This window comes from Aquidulcibacter paucihalophilus, from assembly GCF_002105465.1.
Lineage (GTDB): Bacteria > Pseudomonadota > Alphaproteobacteria > Caulobacterales > Aquidulcibacteraceae > Aquidulcibacter > Aquidulcibacter paucihalophilus.
The window spans coordinates 1-17,627 of the sequence record NZ_NCSQ01000146.1 but is presented as its reverse complement, the minus strand read 5'-3'; the positions used below and the strand labels follow the sequence as shown (position 1 = coordinate 17,627).

Annotated in this window: 15 protein-coding genes and 1 pseudogene; 6 read left to right on the top strand and 10 right to left on the bottom strand. The window is 52.2% G+C overall.

Annotated features, from left to right (window positions below; genetic code table 11):
* Positions 1–461: 461 nt before the first annotated feature.
* The 4 genes from B7364_RS09750 to B7364_RS09735 form a co-directional block, all read right to left on the bottom strand.
* Entirely contained in the window at positions 462–1,763 is a 1,302-nt protein-coding gene (locus tag B7364_RS09750; RefSeq protein WP_269798775.1) for a restriction endonuclease subunit S, read from the bottom strand.
* Between the two features lie 2 nt (positions 1,764–1,765).
* Positions 1,766–3,355: a class I SAM-dependent DNA methyltransferase gene (locus B7364_RS09745; protein WP_085339812.1), complete on the bottom strand. Its 1,590-nt coding sequence runs from the start codon at positions 3,353–3,355 to the stop codon at positions 1,766–1,768.
* A gap of 164 nt (positions 3,356–3,519) precedes the next feature.
* Positions 3,520–3,798, bottom strand: a complete 279-nt coding sequence (locus B7364_RS09740; RefSeq protein WP_085339811.1) for a hypothetical protein — start codon at positions 3,796–3,798, stop codon at positions 3,520–3,522.
* 31 nt (positions 3,799–3,829) lie between these two features.
* Entirely contained in the window at positions 3,830–4,240 is a 411-nt protein-coding gene (locus B7364_RS09735; RefSeq protein WP_085339810.1) for a helix-turn-helix domain-containing protein, read from the bottom strand.
* Positions 4,241–4,499: 259 nt separating this feature from the next.
* On the opposite strand from B7364_RS09735, the gene istA reads away from it, so the two are divergent.
* The 3 genes from istA (at position 4,500) to B7364_RS09720 (ending at position 7,523) form a co-directional block, all read left to right on the top strand.
* Positions 4,500–6,104 carry an IS21 family transposase gene (gene istA, locus B7364_RS09730; protein ID WP_085339809.1) on the top strand — a complete coding sequence of 535 codons (1,605 nt, stop codon included), beginning with the start codon at positions 4,500–4,502 and terminating at the stop codon, positions 6,102–6,104.
* Entirely contained in the window at positions 6,101–6,820 is a 720-nt protein-coding gene (gene istB, locus B7364_RS09725) for an IS21-like element helper ATPase IstB (RefSeq protein ID WP_085339808.1), read from the top strand. The genes istA and istB overlap by 4 nt, the downstream gene beginning before the upstream one ends.
* Before the next feature lie 367 nt (positions 6,821–7,187).
* The gene (locus B7364_RS09720) at positions 7,188–7,523 is read left to right on the top strand and encodes a hypothetical protein (protein WP_157893630.1); all 336 of its coding nucleotides are present in this window, start codon (positions 7,188–7,190) and stop codon (positions 7,521–7,523) included.
* A 354-nt stretch (positions 7,524–7,877) separates the two neighbouring features.
* Here the strand turns inward: B7364_RS09720 and B7364_RS09715 are convergent, their stop codons facing one another.
* The 4 genes from B7364_RS09715 to B7364_RS09700 are packed head-to-tail and all read right to left on the bottom strand — an operon-like array spanning position 7,878 to position 12,333.
* A complete protein-coding gene (locus B7364_RS09715; protein WP_085339806.1) occupies positions 7,878–8,933 on the bottom strand; it encodes a radical SAM/SPASM domain-containing protein in 1,056 nt (351 codons plus the stop codon).
* Positions 8,917–9,315, bottom strand: coding sequence for a hypothetical protein (locus tag B7364_RS09710; protein ID WP_085339805.1), 399 nt, complete (start codon positions 9,313–9,315; stop codon positions 8,917–8,919). Before B7364_RS09710 ends, B7364_RS09715 begins: the two co-directional genes overlap by 17 nt.
* Complete coding sequence (locus B7364_RS09705) at positions 9,305–9,670, bottom strand: hypothetical protein (RefSeq protein ID WP_085339804.1); 366 nt, start codon at positions 9,668–9,670, stop codon at positions 9,305–9,307. The genes B7364_RS09710 and B7364_RS09705 overlap by 11 nt, the downstream gene beginning before the upstream one ends.
* Complete coding sequence (locus B7364_RS09700; RefSeq protein WP_085339803.1) at positions 9,667–12,333, bottom strand: SMEK domain-containing protein; 2,667 nt, start codon at positions 12,331–12,333, stop codon at positions 9,667–9,669. Before B7364_RS09700 ends, B7364_RS09705 begins: the two co-directional genes overlap by 4 nt.
* 1,015 nt (positions 12,334–13,348) lie before the next feature.
* On the opposite strand from B7364_RS09700, the gene B7364_RS09695 reads away from it, so the two are divergent.
* From B7364_RS09695 to B7364_RS09685, 3 genes and pseudogenes are all read left to right on the top strand, one after another.
* Entirely contained in the window at positions 13,349–14,305 is a 957-nt protein-coding gene (locus B7364_RS09695) for an alpha/beta hydrolase (RefSeq protein ID WP_085339802.1), read from the top strand.
* 320 nt (positions 14,306–14,625) lie between these two features.
* The gene (locus B7364_RS09690) at positions 14,626–15,084 is read left to right on the top strand and encodes a WapI family immunity protein (RefSeq protein WP_157893629.1); all 459 of its coding nucleotides are present in this window, start codon (positions 14,626–14,628) and stop codon (positions 15,082–15,084) included.
* Between the two features lie 424 nt (positions 15,085–15,508).
* Positions 15,509–16,111, top strand: a pseudogene (locus B7364_RS09685) (alpha/beta hydrolase); the annotation flags it as partial.
* A gap of 320 nt (positions 16,112–16,431) precedes the next feature.
* Here B7364_RS09685 and B7364_RS09680 read toward each other — a convergent pair.
* Both B7364_RS09680 and B7364_RS09675 read right to left on the bottom strand, forming a co-directional pair.
* The gene (locus tag B7364_RS09680; RefSeq protein ID WP_085339799.1) at positions 16,432–16,803 is read right to left on the bottom strand and encodes a DUF6768 family protein; all 372 of its coding nucleotides are present in this window, start codon (positions 16,801–16,803) and stop codon (positions 16,432–16,434) included.
* On the bottom strand, positions 16,800–17,354 hold the full coding sequence (locus B7364_RS09675) for an RNA polymerase sigma factor (protein WP_085339798.1): 555 nt from the start codon (positions 17,352–17,354) through the stop codon (positions 16,800–16,802). Before B7364_RS09675 ends, B7364_RS09680 begins: the two co-directional genes overlap by 4 nt.
* Between the last annotated feature and the right edge of the window lie 273 nt (positions 17,355–17,627).

Genomic DNA, 17,627 nt, shown 5'->3' with positions numbered 1-17,627 from the left:
ATCCACTTATAGCACCTGTCCAAATTTCCCGAGCCTGCTCTTAGCACCGCTGAAAGTACCGGACTGCTTATTGAAACCAGGATTTACGATCGCGATCGTGACTGCCTCCAATTGAGCAATGGCTGCACGGTTGTTGGACTGACCATTCACGTTCTCTCTGCCAAACCAAGAAAACGTATCCCAACGCCCGGCCATTGGACCCTTTCGGTGTTGCTTTAATCTGTCGAAGAGTGTCGACTTTCCCGCAAGCCCTGCTTCCCCTACGTAAATAATATTACCGTCTCCGTAGAGACAATAGAGGCCAACATAGCTTCGATAGTCTTTGGCATGGTCTCGTTCATCGGCTGTCGGGGCACCGCGGCGTCCTAAGTCGGAACGTTCGCGCCCAAGCAGTTGGCCCTCTCGCTTAGGTCGCCCCCAAAAGACGTCTCTTTCTGACCAACCAAGGCCGTAGTGAGTAATCATTTGCTTTCAGCCAATGCTACCTGAATTGGAATAACTGAAACCTCGCCCGACATGAGCTTTGGAAGTAGGAAGTCGCGGGTATCGGCCAGTGTTTGGCATTCCCGATCATTCGCCACAATGCGGGCGAACATTGGATCGATCAATGAACCTAGAGCTGTCCAGACAAGATTTTCGTTAGGGCGAATAAGCTGAAATTCGGAAATTGCAACGTTTGAAGCTCGTTGCCGACCCGACGTTCCTGTCATGCTTCTGATCGCATTTGCACGAAAAGCCGGATCCCGTGCCACAATGTATGAAACGGCTTTTGGTAGTGGAGCGCGAGCACGAAGCACGATGAACTCGGTAGAGCCCCAACCAACTTCACCCTCCGGCAGGTTCTGAACGAAAGCCGACTTGCCGTTCTCAAGGCAAGGCGTAATTCGAGCTAGTAGTGCGTCGCCATTTCGGAAGCGCATACCAGATCCGAATTCTCTAATAACGTAGGGATCAGGGTTAGGACCGACGGTTGGAATTGACGCCATGTCGAGGTATGCGGCGGGAGACCCACGCGCTAAAGCTTCTGAGGGGTTTACTTCAATCAGCGCGGACAGGGGCACGTGCGCCCAACCCTCCGGCTTGCCCTCATCGTCGAGGCGGTCGGGGAAGAGGGACCAGATGTCCGAGGCGAGGTAGGGTGCGCGGCCTTCCATCTTGGCGCGGGTCGGGCCGAAATCGACGAACCAATCCTTGAAGATCGCCCGCGCCATCGTCTCAAGGGTCTCGTTCATCTGCCGGTTCAACTCTATCTTGTCGTCGAGTGACCCGAGCAATCTAGAAATATGTTGTTGTACCTCAAGTGTTGGAAGATCTAACTCGAATTCGTGGCAATCAGCGACTCGGATGTGGCTTACAACCGAACCCGACCCATCGTGCGAGGCAAACTGGGCTTGCAGGCTGGGCGATCTAAATGAATAAAACAGGAAACGGGGATCCAAAACCGAAGAGTTTGCCCGATACTGCATAATGCGCTGGCCAAGAAATACATTGCCTAAGTCCTTGACGAAGCCAACTTCGCCTATAGGTGCTTCCCTTGTCAGTATTACATCCCCATCAAGAACTGCTGCACGGCGGGTCCAACTCTCAAATGTATTTGCATCAACATGTCGACAATCGGAAAGATTAATTCGGCCGTCGCGAACATTAGTGGTGCGTATCATCTTGTAATCGGTTGGCTGTTCAACGGTAGGAGCGGTTCTGTTAACACAGTCAACAATCAACGAGCACACTTCCTTAACTCGAATTTTTCTCCACCTAGCCATCATCACACCACTAGTGCCAAGTTTTGACGAATAAATTTGGTTAAGCGGTCATTTTCTTCAAGCTGCTCCTCAAGCTTCGCTCTCAATCCACCAAACCGCTCAGCAAACGGCACATCATCCTCTTCAACATCCGCCGCACCAACATACCGCCCCGGCGTTAAAACGTAGCCGTGGCCCTTAATCTCTTCCAAAGTCGCCGACTTGCAGAAGCCCGGTTCATCCTCATACACCCCAGCATCTGCCTCGCCGCGCCAAGCATGATAGGCGCGCGTGATCTTTTCGATGTCCGCGTCTGAAAACTCCTTGCGTGTGCGATCTACCATATGGCCCAGTTTGCGGGCATCAATAAACAGGATCTCCCCGCGCCGATCCCGCAGCTTGGCATTGCGGGCGATGCCGTTGGATTTGTCCCGCGCCAGGAACCATAGGCAGACTGGGATTTGGGTGGAATAGAATAGCTGGCCCGGCAGCGCGACCATGCAATCGACCACGCCCGGTGCATCATTCACGCCTTCGATCAATGCCTGACGGATTGCGCCCTCGTTATTCTGCGTGGATGACATCGACCCATTGGCAAGAACGACGCCTGCAACGCCGGTTGGCGATAAGTGATGGACGATGTGCTGAACCCACGCAAAGTTGGCGTTGCCGACAGGCGGAATGCCGTACTTCCAACGAACATCTTCTTTCAGGCGGTCGCCACCCCAGTCAGAGATGTTGAAGGGCGGATTGGCGAGGATGAAGTCGGCTTTCAGATCGCGCAGCTCGTCTTTGTGGAAGCTGCCTTCGCTGTTCCATTTGATGTCTGCGTCAATGCCCCGCACGGCAAGGTTCATTTTGCAAAGCCGCCACGTGGTGTAGTTCGACTCTTGGCCATAAACTGCAATGTCGCCAATGCGGCCTTCATGCTCCAGCGCGAAGCTCTCAGACTGAACAAACATACCGCCAGAGCCACAACACGGGTCGTAAACACGACCCTTGAACGGCTCAATCATCTCCACCATGACCCGCACGACCGACCGCGGCGTATAGAATTCCCCGCCACGCTTGCCTTCAGACCCTGCGAACTGGCCAAGGAAATACTCATAGACACGGCCAAGAATATCGCGTGCCTCGCCCTTCTGGGCACCAAGCGCAATGTTTGAAATCAGGTCGATCAGCTCACCCAGCATGACCGCATTCAGCGATGGACGCGCGTAATCCTTGGGCAAGACGCCTTTCAGATTGTCATTGTCTTTCTCGATCGCAAACATCGCCTCATCGATCATTTTGCCGATCGAGGGCGACTTCGCATTGGCCTGAAGGTGTGACCATCGCGCCGTGGGTGGCACCCAGAACACATTGTCGGCCGCATATTCGTCGCGATCTTCGGCACCATCTGGATATTCGGCCAGCAATTCGGCTCGCTTGGCCTCGAAGCTATCCGAGATATGTTTGAGGAAGATCAGACCGAGCGCGACGTGCTTATAATCCGACGGCTCCATATTGCCGCGCAGCTTGTCGGCCGCCTTGAAAAGTTCAGCCTCAAAACCAAGATCACCGCCCTTTGCCGCCCCGCGCGCCGCACCCGCTGCCTTGACCGGACCTGCCATCCATTCCCCCGAATACATTCAACTTGCCAATGACTTACCTATGCGGGAGTTTTCCGTGCCCGTCTACAGACATACCAACCTAGCCTATGCACTAGTAAGTGAAGCCAAAGAACGAGGATTAAGGACAGGTTGCGCTAAAACCGGACGTAGACACCCAGAGATACTCAGGCCCTAACTTTTATCCGGTCTGGGGCAAAAATGGCTTGCACTGACGCCATCAATCCGACCATTAAACAAGCCCAAGAAATCATGACTTGCCATGCGCTGGTCTGGTTGATCTGGTTGTCGGAAAACAAAAAGAGTAGGCTCAATAGCGATGCAAGAGTCATCGACGTCAAAGTCAAGAACTCGGGCGACTTCAATCGATTAATTCGCGCCTTATCACGTGCTTTATCTGACTCTGCGATTGCAGATTCGATCAGTTTCTTCAAATCACTATCCATAACGGTGTCCTCGACTAAGTAGATCGGGCTTTCAGAGCCGGAAATACATAATGGCGGCATCTAGCCGCTCCTGTCGAGTCTTGCCTCGCGCTTCAAGGATATGGCCCACAATCTCGGCCATTGCTTGGCCAGTCAGTAGTTTTTCTGCCTCGAACGCGGCCTGAGCTACGCCTTTGATGACATCCAGTTCTGTCGGCGTCTGTCCACGGAATTTTGGCACATCGCCCGGACCAAACAAAAGCCAGTAAATTGAAACGTCAAACGCCTTATGGATTGCAATAACGCCATCAACTGAAGGATCACGGAGTCCTTGTTCCCAGTCATTATAGGTCGGCTTCTTAATCCCGATCTGCTCGCAAAACTGTCGCTGGGGCAAGTTTAAGTATGACCTAAGCGACTTAAGTCTGGCCGCGATCGCCTGTGCCGAAGATTCATCTTGCATGTCCGGCTACCACACGATAATCCAAAATTTGAATGGTATTCCAAACTGCAGGTTCGCAAAATCTGGAAAACCAAAACACGTTTGGCTAGGCGAAGAGGAGAGGTTCATGAAGTAACCATACAAAAACGGCAGGCGCACAACGTGAGGTGCCGCCCGCCGCCAATGGAAATTGGTGTCCAAGTTTTCCGGCCCGGACACCAGTTTCTCACCCGAAAAACAACCCGTTGTCAACCCCGCACGTCGCGGGGATTGCCGACCTATGACTGTGAGAATCAAAATGACGAGAGAATCAAAACCAAAGTCCGACAAAATCCCTCTGCGCGATCTATTGATCCATGTCTCGGGATCAGACGCTTCCAACCGCGAGCTCAGCAGGAGGACAGGTCATCACCATGATTTCATCCGAAAAATCAAAACACTGCTACCAAAATGCCCATTCGATTTGAATAATCTTGAACACGTTACGGATAGCGCCATCAAGAACTGGCTCAAGTCATACGCATTGGTACAAACTGATCTGTTTGATGAACCAGACGTAGTTGCACTTTCAAAAGTGCTTGCGACAAAACAGTTTAATGGAAAGCAACTTTATGAAAAATACCTTGCAGAGCCATCCAATCTCAAAAAGTTATCAAAGCGAAGCTTTGACCGTCGATTGGCGGAATTCAAAAATCTGCCTGACTTGGTGCTGCGCATCGACCACGAGCCCGGAGAGTCAATGCAAGTCGACTTTGCCGGTTATCGGCCTCCTTTTTATGAAAACAAAATCAAAAGCAACAAGAACCGAGACCTTTTCCTTGCTGTTTTAGGTTCAAGCGCCAAGATTTTCGGAACTTCGACCGCTGATCAGACCTCTAATGAATGGCTACGTGCTCACGTTGATGCCGTGGAGTTTTTTGGCGGTGCTCCGCGGGTTTGGGTCTGCGACAGATTAAAGGCTGCTGTCATCGGGAAGGATTATCGTGGCAGAGCTAGGCTTAATCCAAGCTACCGACAATTGGCCAGTTACTACGGTGCTCTGGTCCAGCCGGCACGGCCATATAGGCCAAGAGACAAAGGTCGGGTTGAAGCCTGTGTGAAGCTTGTACAGCGTGAGTTAAAGGCCTCTTTAGATGCAAAACCTGTGTTTTCGGTTGAAGAGTTGAATCAAAGAATTGCGAGTGTCGTCAAGGAGATCAATGATCGACCCCTACCGCGATTACAAGGTGAGAGCCGTTCAACCTTGTTCGAAAAAATAGATCGCCCTTGCTTGAATCAATTGCCACCAACCCGATTTGATGTCTTCGATATTGCTGTCGGGAAATACATTGGCCGCGATTATACAATAGAGTTTAAAGGCAATTTCTATTCCGTGGATTACAGGCTGGTTGGTCGGCGAGTTGAAGTTCATGCGAGTTCGACCAACGTCATGATCGTTGACGATGGTGTGGTTGTCGCGACCCATTGTCGCTTAATGGGCCAGGGCGAACGGAGCGTACAAATGGAGCATCGACCAGCAAATCACGCCGCGATGCTGCTTACTGATCAAGAACGTCTCACTGCTAAACTCGAGAAATTGCGACCTGAGAGCCAAGCCTTCATCGAAACTGCGATCGAAGCGCATTTGAAACCAGTTTCACGAAGAGCGGCGCTTGCTGCGGCTTTGGACTTGGTGATGGCCTACAAGCCCGAGGAAATAGATCTTGCCGTAGCGTGGTGCGAAACGGTCCCAACCAATTCAATTACCTCCTTGGAGCGCGCATTGGTTGGCCGTGTTTGGATGCGTGCAGCGGCCAAAACGGCCATACAGCCTCCCAATACTCATCAGAACGTTCGTGGACCTGGATACTATTCCTCTTCAAACGAGGAAGGATTGGGGTCATGAAAGAGCTTCGAACCACACTCCTGCAACTGAAGTTGAGAGGCATGGTTGAGGCTCTTGATCGTCAAACTGGTTCAGCTGACTTTGCTGAATTGGGCTTTGAGGAACGGCTAAAGGATTTGGCATACGCTGAACTAGCCAAGCGGAGTAACAATCGCCTCGCACGGCTTCTAAAGTCCGCGAAGTTTAGGACGCCGGTTAGCCCTGTTCAAATCGAGTGCTTCCCTGAACGCGGTTTGACCAAGCCATTTCTGGCGGACATGCTCACAGCTGAATGGGTAAAGAGTCGACGGAATGTCGTTATCTCAGGGCCCACTGGCACCGGTAAAACCTGGCTAGCATGTGGACTAGGAATGGCGGCAGCGAGTAAGGGCCTACAGGTGAGATATTTCCGGGCTTCTCACCTTTATGAAGAGCTTGCAGTAGCTAGCGCGCAAGGGGTTGGACCAAGGTTTCGGTTGAGTTTGCTAAAGCAAGCCCTCTTGATCGTCGACGACTTTGGCCTGCATCCAATACCTGTGAACGTCCAATCAGACTTTTTCGACTTGATAGAAGCCCGTGACGGGACGTGCTCGACGATGTTCTCTGGGCAACTACCGTTCAAGGACTGGTATGGCTTCCTTGGAAATCCAAGCGCAGCTGACGCGATCTTAGATCGGGTTCGTGCGCAATGTCATTTTATCGATCTAAAGGGCGAGTCTTGGCGTAAACCTGCCTGACTTTTCTTTGGATTTTGCCTGCCGGTTGAAGAGCCTAAAAGCTCTGCCGGCAGGCTTCTCAAACATTAGCGTTAATTCTGCCGCCAGAGAAACAGCACTTGCTGATAGGTGCATGGCTTAGACGGTCGCAGCAGATGCCGTGACAGCACTGTGAAACCCTGCAATATAGATTTGCCTGAGCTGGAATCGCTCAGGTGGGGCGTAGGAACCCCTTCACGCGCATGCTTGGCCGAGACTTCTCGGCCGGGTTGCTGCCGCGTATGTCCAAGGATTCGTCCTAAAGGCGTCAGCGCCGGAGACGCATGCGCCACTGGTTCCTACTGCCCGGCTATGCCGCCTTTCGCGGCCGTCGATGGGGAGATTGAAAGTGCGGGCGATACTTGAGGGGCCACACAAAGTTGAACAGCTGGCCGAAATCTTTCATGACCTTATTATTAACCTAGAAGAGAACGGCGTGGAGTTCATAACCTCTGTCAATCTCTATTTCACACCAATCAAAAATGGGCAGCGAATGCACTTTCTTGACGAATTTGGTGGCGACGTCGATATCTTGCGCTTTGAAGAGCCACTGCCGTTACAATTCGTGCCCTTGCATGATGGGGTTCAGTTAGAGAGCAAGGTTGATGGCTCTTCTTCTGGAATGAAGTCTGGGACCTATGATTTGAAAGCGCGCACTTTTGTTCGAGGTGGAAGCGCAGATTGAAACGGTGAAATGGCTTTCTTTGGCTTCCATTAAAACAGCCTTTATAAGTTATGCCCGCTAGTGAAGGGGACTTTGGGAAGTCGGGCGTCCACGAAAATGGTACGCCAACCATCCTCACACATTAGCATTTTTCAAATGTACAGTGTATTGGGGTTCGTGTGGGGCAGGCTCAAGCGAAAAGCTCGCTCGCGCGTATGACCGCAAAGCTTTCCTCAATGCCGAGGCGTTAACATTTGTTGCCTCTTCCACTATGCTGGGAAGGGCCGGTTAATCTGAATTGCTCGATCAGATCCCACTTAAGCCAATTCTCTTGTTTAGTTCAGCGTGTCTCGTAAAGCGCAACGGCAGAGTGTCCTACCGGTTTCCGCATACAACGAGTTGATCGAATAACGGACAGCCGTTCATGCAGCTTGGCTTGTGTGAACAGTTCCCGCATCGATTTGACGCAAAATATTGCCGGAACGATCGGATGTTTTCCGAGTGGTGCCAGATGTCGAGCAGCGAGGTAGTGTCATCGAGCGTGTCGCCGTCCACCAAGCCACTTTGAAAGGAACAGGGATATACCTTCATGTCTTCTGAAACGTAAAGCGAGAATCGTCCTGCATCGCAGGCATCAACTAGCGCGTTGTTAGCGTTTGTTCTGGCGAATACGCCGCTCACGCAGCAAGCATCAAACCCAACCCTCAGCTTCGCATCAGCCGCCGTGGCGAGGCCGAAGAACTCATCTAATCGATCGCTATGGCGGAGCATCTTTTCTTCGAACACCTTCCGTCCCGAAGGCTTGTAGTTAAGGAAGATGAGCGCGTTGATCTTGGCCAGGAACTCTGGCGGCTTTTGAAGCCATTCTATAGCTGTGTCGACGCTGTCGCTGTCGATGATAAAATGTACATTAGTTTTGATGTCGTGATCAGTTAGCACGCGAATGGTCTCGGCGGTCTCGTCATACGGCGCGTATGCGGACACGGCCACGGCACCGCAATTGCGGCGGGTCGCCACCAATATTTCGTCCGTCAGCCCGCGTCCGTTGGTGGTGTAGTTTGGGACAATTCCTCTTGCCCAAGTATAGTCGAGCATCTCGACGAAATTGGGGTGCTGGTTAGGGTTGCCGCCGCCCAGAGCTACTTGGAAGGTGCCCATGTCGGCGGCCTGATCAATCACGCGCTTGTAATCTGCGAGTGCCATGTGCGACCCGTGTCGGGTTGAGCTTTTGTAACAAAAAACACAACCTTTATCGCACCAGTTGGTGATCGAAATGTCCATCAGCTCGGGACCATGCGGCGACCAGAATGGCTCGCGCTTGCCGGCTTCGGGGACGCGCGCGAAAAAGCCTGTGCGCGCGTTGAAGAAGGTCGAATAACCAAGATCTTTATAACGATTGACGCGCAGGGGCGCCTCACCAATAGTTGTCATAGGCATTAATGTAGAACCTTTCGGAATCGATTTCGAAAATTTCGGTGCATAGTGTCATCTCTGCCAGATTGTTCTCGCTACTAAATTGGCCGACAGTGACCGTCTCCCCATTTGCGATGCTCTGCTTCATGCGGTTGAGCACCGCAGGCAAATATATTTGCCGGTCCTCCAGCGTGTCGACCTCCTCGACTCGTGTCAGGACAGTGCCGCGGTCGATCTGAGTTTTCAATTCCGCGAACATATTCTCGAAAAGCGGGGCCACTGGGCTATCGGGGCCGACTCCGACCGCTGCCAAGAAATCATCGCGGGATAGCATTTCGCGCGCGATATAGACGAACGAAGTGGACGAACTGTTCGAGACAAAGTCCATCTTAATCTTCATGGCTGTCCTCCATTTTGCGCACACAGGCGATGACTGTGTCGCGTACATTGTCGTCATAGGCTTCCTCAATCACGCCCCCGGGTGATTTAATCTTGAGGATGTATGTTTTTTCGAGTTCGGCCGGGTTAAGATAAATTTCGTGCACCAATTCGAGATAGTCCGGGAGCGTCGGATACTCCACACAGTAATAGTGGTTATATTGCGCGCGCAGGTCGGTAGACCAGACGAACAACTCATTGTAGACTGACGTAAGTATTTGTCCCGCTAGGCCGCCAGGCTTGATCTTCAGGGCATCGAGAAATTCGTCGAGAGGCGGTATCCGGCCCAAGGACAGGACGAGATCCTTTTCGGTCATTTTGAGTCTCCCACGGGCGCTGCGATGTCCGCCAACAGCGATTGCACCGCCTTGGCGTTGGCCCGCGCGACCAGCATTAGAGCTTCAGCGCCATTATCAGCGTTCCCCGCGTCCTGAAACAAGGTGGAGGCGCGCTCTCGTTCAAACCAGCCAGCGTGAGCAGCCGAGTGAAGGAAAAACGCGAGCCATTGAGGTGTGTATCGAACCAGGCCTTGCCCGCCTTCGTCCTCCCCGACGTCCATAACCAGCTCATTGATTCTTTGCCGCCACGCGAACGGGTCGTAGTCAAGATGTCCGCCAAAGATCGCTCGAATGAACGAGGCATGCTCCGCGTCTTCGAGGTCGTTCAACTGGCCGATGAGGATGGCGATGTTTAACAAATCGGCTGCGTTGAGACGGTGCAGCAGAAACAGCGCGACGCGTCGCCTCCGCCGAGCGTCGCCAGCGTCTCCGAGAATTGCCTTAACTCGCGCGACGTCCTCGCTCGTCTGCACTGCGGGGGGCAATAGATGAACGTTGAGGCTGAAATGCTCGATGAAGTTTGGTGCCGCCTCGCACGCCGCGATCGCGGATATGTCTTTCGCTCTGCGCGCGAGCAGATAGGCGTAGCGGTAGACGCCCTCATAGACTGGGTGGCTGGGCAAGCGGGCAAGCATTTCGGTCAACGCCTGGGCTTGGTCGGCACCAGCACGATCGATCAATTGATAGGCGATGATGAAGTCCCTCAGCTCGTCATAGGTGAACGAGATCGCGAGGTCGCCGACCGCCGCTAGGCCCTCGCTATCGACTTCTTGGCGGAGGATAACGTCGTCCTCGATAAAGCGCCGGACGATTTCTTGCTCCTCAGCACTAAAATTGCGCACCGAGACTTTAGAAAAGTTATCTGCTGCAAGCATCGACGCCGCGATCTTGAGCAAGGTGGGTAACGCTGTAGGTTGAAGATGCTTGGGAAAGGATTCGATCTTCATGCGCAGATAATCGTAGAACAGATCGCCTTTGTAGATGTCGGACACGTAGCCAACATCACCGCCCTCGAAGCGTTCGCAGAAAATCCGCAGTAATAGAAGGTCGTTCGCCAAAAAAACCTTTGCTTGCCCTTGCAGCGACCCTTTAATGTTGAAATGCGTGAGGTAAGCCCTTAATAGCCGGGCTTTGCTTAAGTCAGTCATCTCCGAGCGCAAGTCGTTCACGCGGTGGATGTGCGCGGCAAACGGTTCGTCGAGGATGGATGCAAAGCGCTCGTCGAAGAACTCGCTTCGGCACGTGATAACGAGCTTGATCCGGTCATATTGGCAAACCGCGCTGCAAAACGCCTTCAGCTCCTCGTTGAACGAGGCAAGTTCGGTTACTTCGTTGATCCCGTCGATGAGGATCACGAACGGCTTTCCGACGTCGTGCGCGGCCTGGTCGAACAGCTTCAGATAATCGTGGAGCTTAGTGCCGTCGGGCGCATAGCGGTTGTGCGCGATATAGTTGAACAGCCGCGTGCCCGGCGCGAAGCCGTTCAGCTGACGGGCCGGAATGAACAGGCACGGAATCTCGAAGAGCCGGAACTGGCTTTCGACCAAGTCACACACGAAATTGGTTTTCCCCTGACCGGCCATGCTGGTGATGAGGAAGATCTTATTGCGAATGAGGCCGATCAGTGCGCGCGCGTCGTTTAATCGAGATGTCAGCCCGCTGGCGGCACCCTCGACCTTGAGTCGCGCGATCATCCAACCTGCCGACTCTGGGTTCACTGGTTCGTAGCGAGACTCACCGGTCTCTCGGTACCATGATATTGGGCGAACCTTCGCAAGCTCGACGCTGATCATTTGATCGACTTGGTCGAGCCATAGGCCGAGTTCGACGAAGGTCGACGGTGTGGTGTCTAGAAGGCTCGCATTGAGTTCCGACACAAGCTCTGGCTCGCCGGCAAGTTGGAGGTTGGAGTTAAGGTGATCATAGGAAAAACGACGCAGCAAATCCTGGATCTTTCGATAAAAGAACAAAGGATTTGCGAAGAGCCTCATTTGCTCTTTAGTCGAGTGGGTCTCTACAAAGATCGCAGGAATGTATTTTCGCGATTTCCTTTCTACTTCGATCTTCTCGGCCGAAAATGCGAGAAATTTGTCCAGTTGCTCGCGGAACTTTACTTGGCCGTCACGCTTCGCCCAGCCAGACCCGAGATAACGATCGATCGCCTCGAGCTTTTCGGTTTCGAGATGTCGAATGCGCGTCAAGATATCGCGCCAATCAATTACGTTCTCAGTCGGATCGAAGGCTATCGGGACCGCCGCAATCGCCTGTTGGAGCGATTTTGCCTTGTAGGAGGCCTGCTTCCCAGTGAGCGCGAGTACGTATAGGCGGTCGAAAGTCTTACCTAAACCGTGCTCATGAAACTTCTCGAGTGTCTTTTCGACCTTACTGCTCGATCCATCGGTAGTGACCTGGAACGAGAATCTGGTCGTCGCACAGCCCAAGTCCACGGCCGGGTAGTTGGCCAGAACCTTGTTCATGTTTTGCAAATCCGGGCAATCGAATACCAGTTTTAATACGGGGATCAGGAAATCTTCGGCAACCGAATTTACGTCGAAGCGTCCGACGGCGTTAAGCGCCCTGATCTCATGGACTAGGCGACCGAGATATTGGGCAACACTGTTGAGGTAGCCGTCTCGATTCATCGAGTTTTCGACCGAATCGGAAATTCGAGCGAAAGGTTGTCACCATCATCGCGCTGTAGTTGCTCGACAGGCCCGTCCGCCAAAGACATAAAAGATCCCCGTAGATAATTAAATATCAGGGATAATTGAAAGTGGTGCAAGCAACTTATGCATGCTTTTTTAACCTGTGTGGCGGGAACTAGTGACCTGATAGGCACGCCAACCTAAGGCTACCAGACTTGATCGTATGTTTCGTGGCGAGGGGCGGCATTCTAAGTTGCTGCGCAAACTGGCACCATTATGGTGACTGCCAGTGATAACCCAAACAAGCCCGACTTCAAATGGCAAAACGGCCTCGAGCTTTGTGCATTTAAAAAAGAACAATGTGGCATTCACCGCTGCCTTGCGGCGCAATCGCTGGCCGATTCATTCTGCAAGCCGTCGTCAATGGTTGTTACAATTGGCAAACGATCTGCATGCTAGAAGCGGCTGCTGCAGGCATCAAGTTTGGAGCGTAATTGCAAGAGAAGATAGTCCGGCTCGGCAAGGAAACTGACTTCGTTTGGCATTCAGGTTCGACCGGCACAGCAGAGAGGCCACACGAGCAGTAGCGGATGACGGCACCTAAAATGACTTTTGGGGATGGCCGGTTGGCGGATCCTTGAAAGCACAGAATTTTTAGACCAGTTCCAGATCGCCCTAACGGCTGTTAGGGGAATGGGCTAATTTTGCGGCATGTCTGATCATTAGATAGCCTATTTTTGTGGCAGACGAGACAATGCGCGCGGGAGCACGCATCCTGCTTTCATCAACAGAAGAGGGCGGTCGAAGTTCGCTTCAGCGGGGCGGTGAATGCGCGCCACCAAAGCCGTGACTTTGCATTTTTGGTATTGTGAAAGGTAACCGCCAAACTTATGGCGCGACCCAGAAATCAGTTAAAGAGCGGAAATTCGCGCGGTGACGACGGTCTTGTTCGTCAACGCCACTAGGCTAAAAAGGCCTGACCCATTTCTAGCCCAGCACGCAAAGACGTCCTATGCCCAAGACTAACCTCCATAGGCCTAAATATGAGGGTAGCGCGAGCTGGACCAAGTTCAAAGCGCTGATGGCGAACCGCTTTGGCCATGTCATCGAACTTGAGCCTGAAGAAAGCTGGTTTGAGTGGCGGGGACACCAAATCCATTTGGATACCTTGACACCGGCCGCTGCGCCAAAAGGAACCCTCATTCTGGTACATGGGGCGGGAGGACATGGGCGACTTCTGACCCCACTGGGTGCAGTTGCGGCTGAGAATGGCTGGAAGGTGCTAGCACCGGATTTGCCTGGATATGGCATCACGATCACGCGCCCAAATTGGTCGGAAAATTATAGCGAATGGCCTGAGCTAATCGCCGACCTTTCGGCGGAGGCGGAGGGCCCTGTGGTGCTACTGGGTATGTCGGTAGGCGGAATGACCGCGTTTCGAGCGGCCCAAATTCAGCCAAGGCTCTGCGGGGTCATTGCGACCAACCTGTTGGATATGAGTGATCAGGCAATTTTCAAAGCTGCTACCCGTTGGCCTTGGCTTGGAGCACTTTCGCTTAAAGTTATGAAGACGGCACCTTGGCTGATGGACGCTATGCCAATGCCTTTGGCGCTGGTCACCCCGCTCGATGCCATGACAAGTGATCCTGAGTTACGAACATGGTTCAAGCACGATCCCCTGATTGGTGCGCGATGGGTGAAGGGCCGCTTTTTTAGGAGCCTTCAGCAATATGTTCCGCCCCGGCCTGATTTGGCGCTATCGTGCCCACTCCTTCTGCTCCACCCTGGCGCGGATGAATGGACGCCGACGCGGGTCAGCCTGCAGGTCTATGATCAGGTCTCATCGCCTAAACAATTTCAGGAGTTATCAAACGGCAGCCACATGCCAGCAGAAACACCCGCTTGGCTTGAACTCCGTGACGGCGTCTTGGACTTTCTTGCGAAAATCGAGGGTAATGGGCCCCCTTGAACTGAACACAACAGTGCCCGTCGATAATGGTGATCGGCTTTGCCTTTCCAGCTCGGCGAAACTATCAACGAAAAAGGCCCTTCCGCGAAAACGGAAGGGCCTTAAAAAGTAACCCCTCGGCGTTGAGCGTAACCTTTGGGCCATAGGCTAGAGGGGTGTTGTTGAACAGAACTTACTTAACGCTGAGTGTTCGCGCAATGCCCGTTTGCAATCAATGGAACTGCTTCTGACCTGAGCATCATTTAGTGCGCCGCCAAATTCGCTTATAAGCGTCCCAACCACCTGAACTTTATCCAAGACTAATTGAGGTTGGCGCGAAAATGAGTGTAATTCCCGACATGTTCTTGGAAGGGGTAAATGGTTCATTGCGCCTCAGACTGCTCCGCTATGAGTTTCCTGAAATCAAAGATGACAAGTGGGATTCAAATTGGTTGGTTGTCTTTGGTGAAGGACATATCGACGGCCGAAGATGGCGGTTTGAGTCACCGTGCCTCAGCACAGCAGAGGTAGGTGCCCTAGCGGATTGGTTGCACAAAGTTGCCAACGGCGAAGAGGTCAGTGAGATTGATTTTATCGAGCCAAACTTGAAGTTTGATCTGATAGGCAGCTCACAGGTCAGAGTGTCCTTCGCACTGGCGGCAGCCCCACCTTGGGTCAATCGCTACGATCTTGATAACAGAACTGGCTTTGACGCTAAGATTGGAGCGCATTTGGCCAAAGCAGCGGCCGACTTGAGGTCCCAATTCGAAGTGTTTCCAGTTCGTGGAATGGATGAGTGACCTGAGGCGTGTTCGATCCTCTGTTTGAAACGAAAGCACTTCAATCATAACTGGCCAAATAATCCCCAGCTTGTTTTTGACGGCGCAGGCCACGCTGAAAGAGCCCTGCGTTCCTATTAGACCGTAGATTAGAGCGTCCACTAAACTGATAGCACTGCTTTAATGCGCTTCCTTGAAGTAAATGGAACCCTTTTCGGTCTATCAGGAACACGAGCTTTATCGCATTGATTAAGCCATGATCGAACGATGTGTGTCGAAATGCCGGTTCACAAAGACTTTGGTCGAAGTTCTTAAGCCGTTCGTCACATCTGTCTCACGTGACATTGATCCTTGGCTTTCTTGCACGAGCACTTGGCATTGCTGTCCAAGTTGATTGGCAATTTGGTCTGATGGCGATCTGTCTTAAGCGAACCATTCTTATGGCCCTGAACAATGGGTGAGCGTTATCCGGGAGCGGACGGGTGCCCCATGCGTTTGGTTGATTGGTCACAGCGAGGGCGGGTTGGTAGCGCTCGCCGCAGCAAGAAAAGTCGACAACCTTTGTGGTCTCGTACTTATTGCCTCTCCGGGCAGACCGATGGGCGAAATTATTAAGACACAACTTCGAGCAAACCCGGCCAATGCGCCTTTGATTGCCGCCGCCGATCAGGTGATTGATCTTCTGACCTCGGGTCAAAGAGTTGATGTCTCAAACCTGCCGCAGCCACTGTTGCCGCTTTTCCATCCAGCGATACAGGATTTTCTTATCAGCGCGTTTGCTCTCGATCCGTCAAAAATCGTGGCTCAAATTCAATTACCAATCCTCATCGTGCAAGGTGGCAAAGACCTGCAAGTGTCGTCCTTCGATGCTGAACTGCTCAAGGCTGCGAACCCCAAAGCAACATTGAAGGTCTTGCCAGACGCGAACCATGTACTCAAAGATGTTGAGGGCGATAGCCCAGCTGAGAATCTGGCGGCTTATGGCGCGCCCGATTTGCCGCTCGCAAGGGGTACCATTTCAACGATTTCTTACTTCATCGGTAATTAGCCATCGCTTCTTTAGAATAGGCTGCCGTAGGTGTTACAGTGTGATGCATCACCATTCGTCCGCTAACTGAAGAATTGGGTTGGGCATTCAGTTGGATCGCAGTCTTCGCTACAAGACCGCACCAACGCGGAGAGTCTTCTTTCAGCCAAAAATTAGTCAAAAATAGACAGAAATTCATGGATATCGATAGAATATTTGTGCAGTCTGGTCAAATAACTGCGGTCACAAACTTTCCGCCGTCGCAATTAGTTCTCGGAATTTCGGCATGTTTAGTCAATATTCGTATCAGCAACAAATATCAGTCAACCTGGCCTTATTTATTAGCGATTGCTTTCGAGGCCCATCAAGATGATCTCTAGCCGCTTCATTTGAAGCATCAGGCGATTAACGTGCATAACTGGCCACAATGACAGTTTGAGAATAAGCGAAATCAGAAGAAGTACCGCCGCAGGCAATCCCCAATGCAGCGCCTCAAGGATTGTATCGGCTTGGAAGAAATGTACACCTGCCCATAGACTGCCCAGAAACGCTAGCGTTTGAGCAGCCATTACCACGGTGTTTACCCAGCCATTAGTTCCAGTAAACAGACCTAAAGATTGCGAAATAAATGGCGGTTCTTCGCCAATTGCACGCAAAAGCTCTCGTTCTTCAGCTACAACGGCTTTAGCGATGGCTTCGTCCGAATGTGTCATTCTCTTTCTCCTTCTAGGGAAGCCCGTAGGTTTGCACGGGCATGCATGAGACGCGTTTTAACTGTCCCAACCGGGATCTCGAGCGCCACAGCAATTTCTGCGACACTCATTTCTTCAAAATAGTGAAGCGCGACCGTCGCCCTTTGATATGGCGACAACTTGTTGATCGCCAGATGCAGCGCTTTGACACCAGATGGGTCCAAAACTGGATCGGGTTCAACGTGCTCCTGGGGTTCTGCCAGAATTGCCTGCTCAAGTTTTCGAGTTTGGGCCATTATTGCGATGCTGCGCGCACAACGGCGCGTCACAATGCGAAATGCCCATGCCGGAAAAGCACGCTCATCGCTTAAACGGGCAAACCCCTTGGCAATTTCTGCCCACGCTTCTTGTGCTGCATCCCGTGCCTTATCGCCATCTCCCAGAAGGCGCCATGCATGGGCAACAAGCTTTGGATGCCACCGCGCTACAAGTCTATCAAACGCACTCCTGTCGCCGGCTTTTGCCGCCAGCACCAAGTAGTCGTTCAAAAGCGTATCGACGTTGCTCTTCATGGTGTCTCAGTGATCCTTCATGACATAGGTGCATTCAAGGACCCAAGCGGTTCATTGCCGACTGCAAATTTAAGGCAAGCTTTAGGGTGCAATAGCCCAAAGTCAGACCTTGATCCATCGAGCTACGACTTGACTAAATAGCATCAGCCAACGGACAGCCAAACATAAGACACGTGAAATAGTCGCTCAGGGAGGTGTTCAGATCCGCCAAATCGACTGTCTCAAATGCGCCGATATTGTTGAAAAACTCGTCGTTGTCAGGGTTTGCGGGTC

What these genes read in the sequence shown, in the direction of transcription:
- istA (WP_085339809.1), top strand. Translation starts at nt 4,500, where the DNA reads ATGACTGTGAGAATCAAAATGACGAGAGAATCAAAACCAAAGTCCGAC.
- B7364_RS09750 (WP_269798775.1), bottom strand. Translation starts at nt 1,763, where the DNA reads ATGGCTAGGTGGAGAAAAATTCGAGTTAAGGAAGTGTGCTCGTTGATT.
- B7364_RS09700 (WP_085339803.1), bottom strand. Translation starts at nt 12,333, where the DNA reads ATGAATCGAGACGGCTACCTCAACAGTGTTGCCCAATATCTCGGTCGC.
- B7364_RS09690 (WP_157893629.1), top strand. Translation starts at nt 14,626, where the DNA reads ATGAGTGTAATTCCCGACATGTTCTTGGAAGGGGTAAATGGTTCATTG.
- B7364_RS09675 (WP_085339798.1), bottom strand. Translation starts at nt 17,354, where the DNA reads ATGAAGAGCAACGTCGATACGCTTTTGAACGACTACTTGGTGCTGGCG.
- B7364_RS09705 (WP_085339804.1), bottom strand. Translation starts at nt 9,670, where the DNA reads ATGACCGAAAAGGATCTCGTCCTGTCCTTGGGCCGGATACCGCCTCTC.
- istB (WP_085339808.1), top strand. Translation starts at nt 6,101, where the DNA reads ATGAAAGAGCTTCGAACCACACTCCTGCAACTGAAGTTGAGAGGCATG.
- B7364_RS09695 (WP_085339802.1), top strand. Translation starts at nt 13,349, where the DNA reads ATGCCCAAGACTAACCTCCATAGGCCTAAATATGAGGGTAGCGCGAGC.
- B7364_RS09740 (WP_085339811.1), bottom strand. Translation starts at nt 3,798, where the DNA reads ATGGATAGTGATTTGAAGAAACTGATCGAATCTGCAATCGCAGAGTCA.
- B7364_RS09680 (WP_085339799.1), bottom strand. Translation starts at nt 16,803, where the DNA reads ATGACACATTCGGACGAAGCCATCGCTAAAGCCGTTGTAGCTGAAGAA.
- B7364_RS09715 (WP_085339806.1), bottom strand. Translation starts at nt 8,933, where the DNA reads ATGACAACTATTGGTGAGGCGCCCCTGCGCGTCAATCGTTATAAAGAT.
- B7364_RS09735 (WP_085339810.1), bottom strand. Translation starts at nt 4,240, where the DNA reads ATGCAAGATGAATCTTCGGCACAGGCGATCGCGGCCAGACTTAAGTCG.
- B7364_RS09745 (WP_085339812.1), bottom strand. Translation starts at nt 3,355, where the DNA reads ATGGCAGGTCCGGTCAAGGCAGCGGGTGCGGCGCGCGGGGCGGCAAAG.
- B7364_RS09710 (WP_085339805.1), bottom strand. Translation starts at nt 9,315, where the DNA reads ATGAAGATTAAGATGGACTTTGTCTCGAACAGTTCGTCCACTTCGTTC.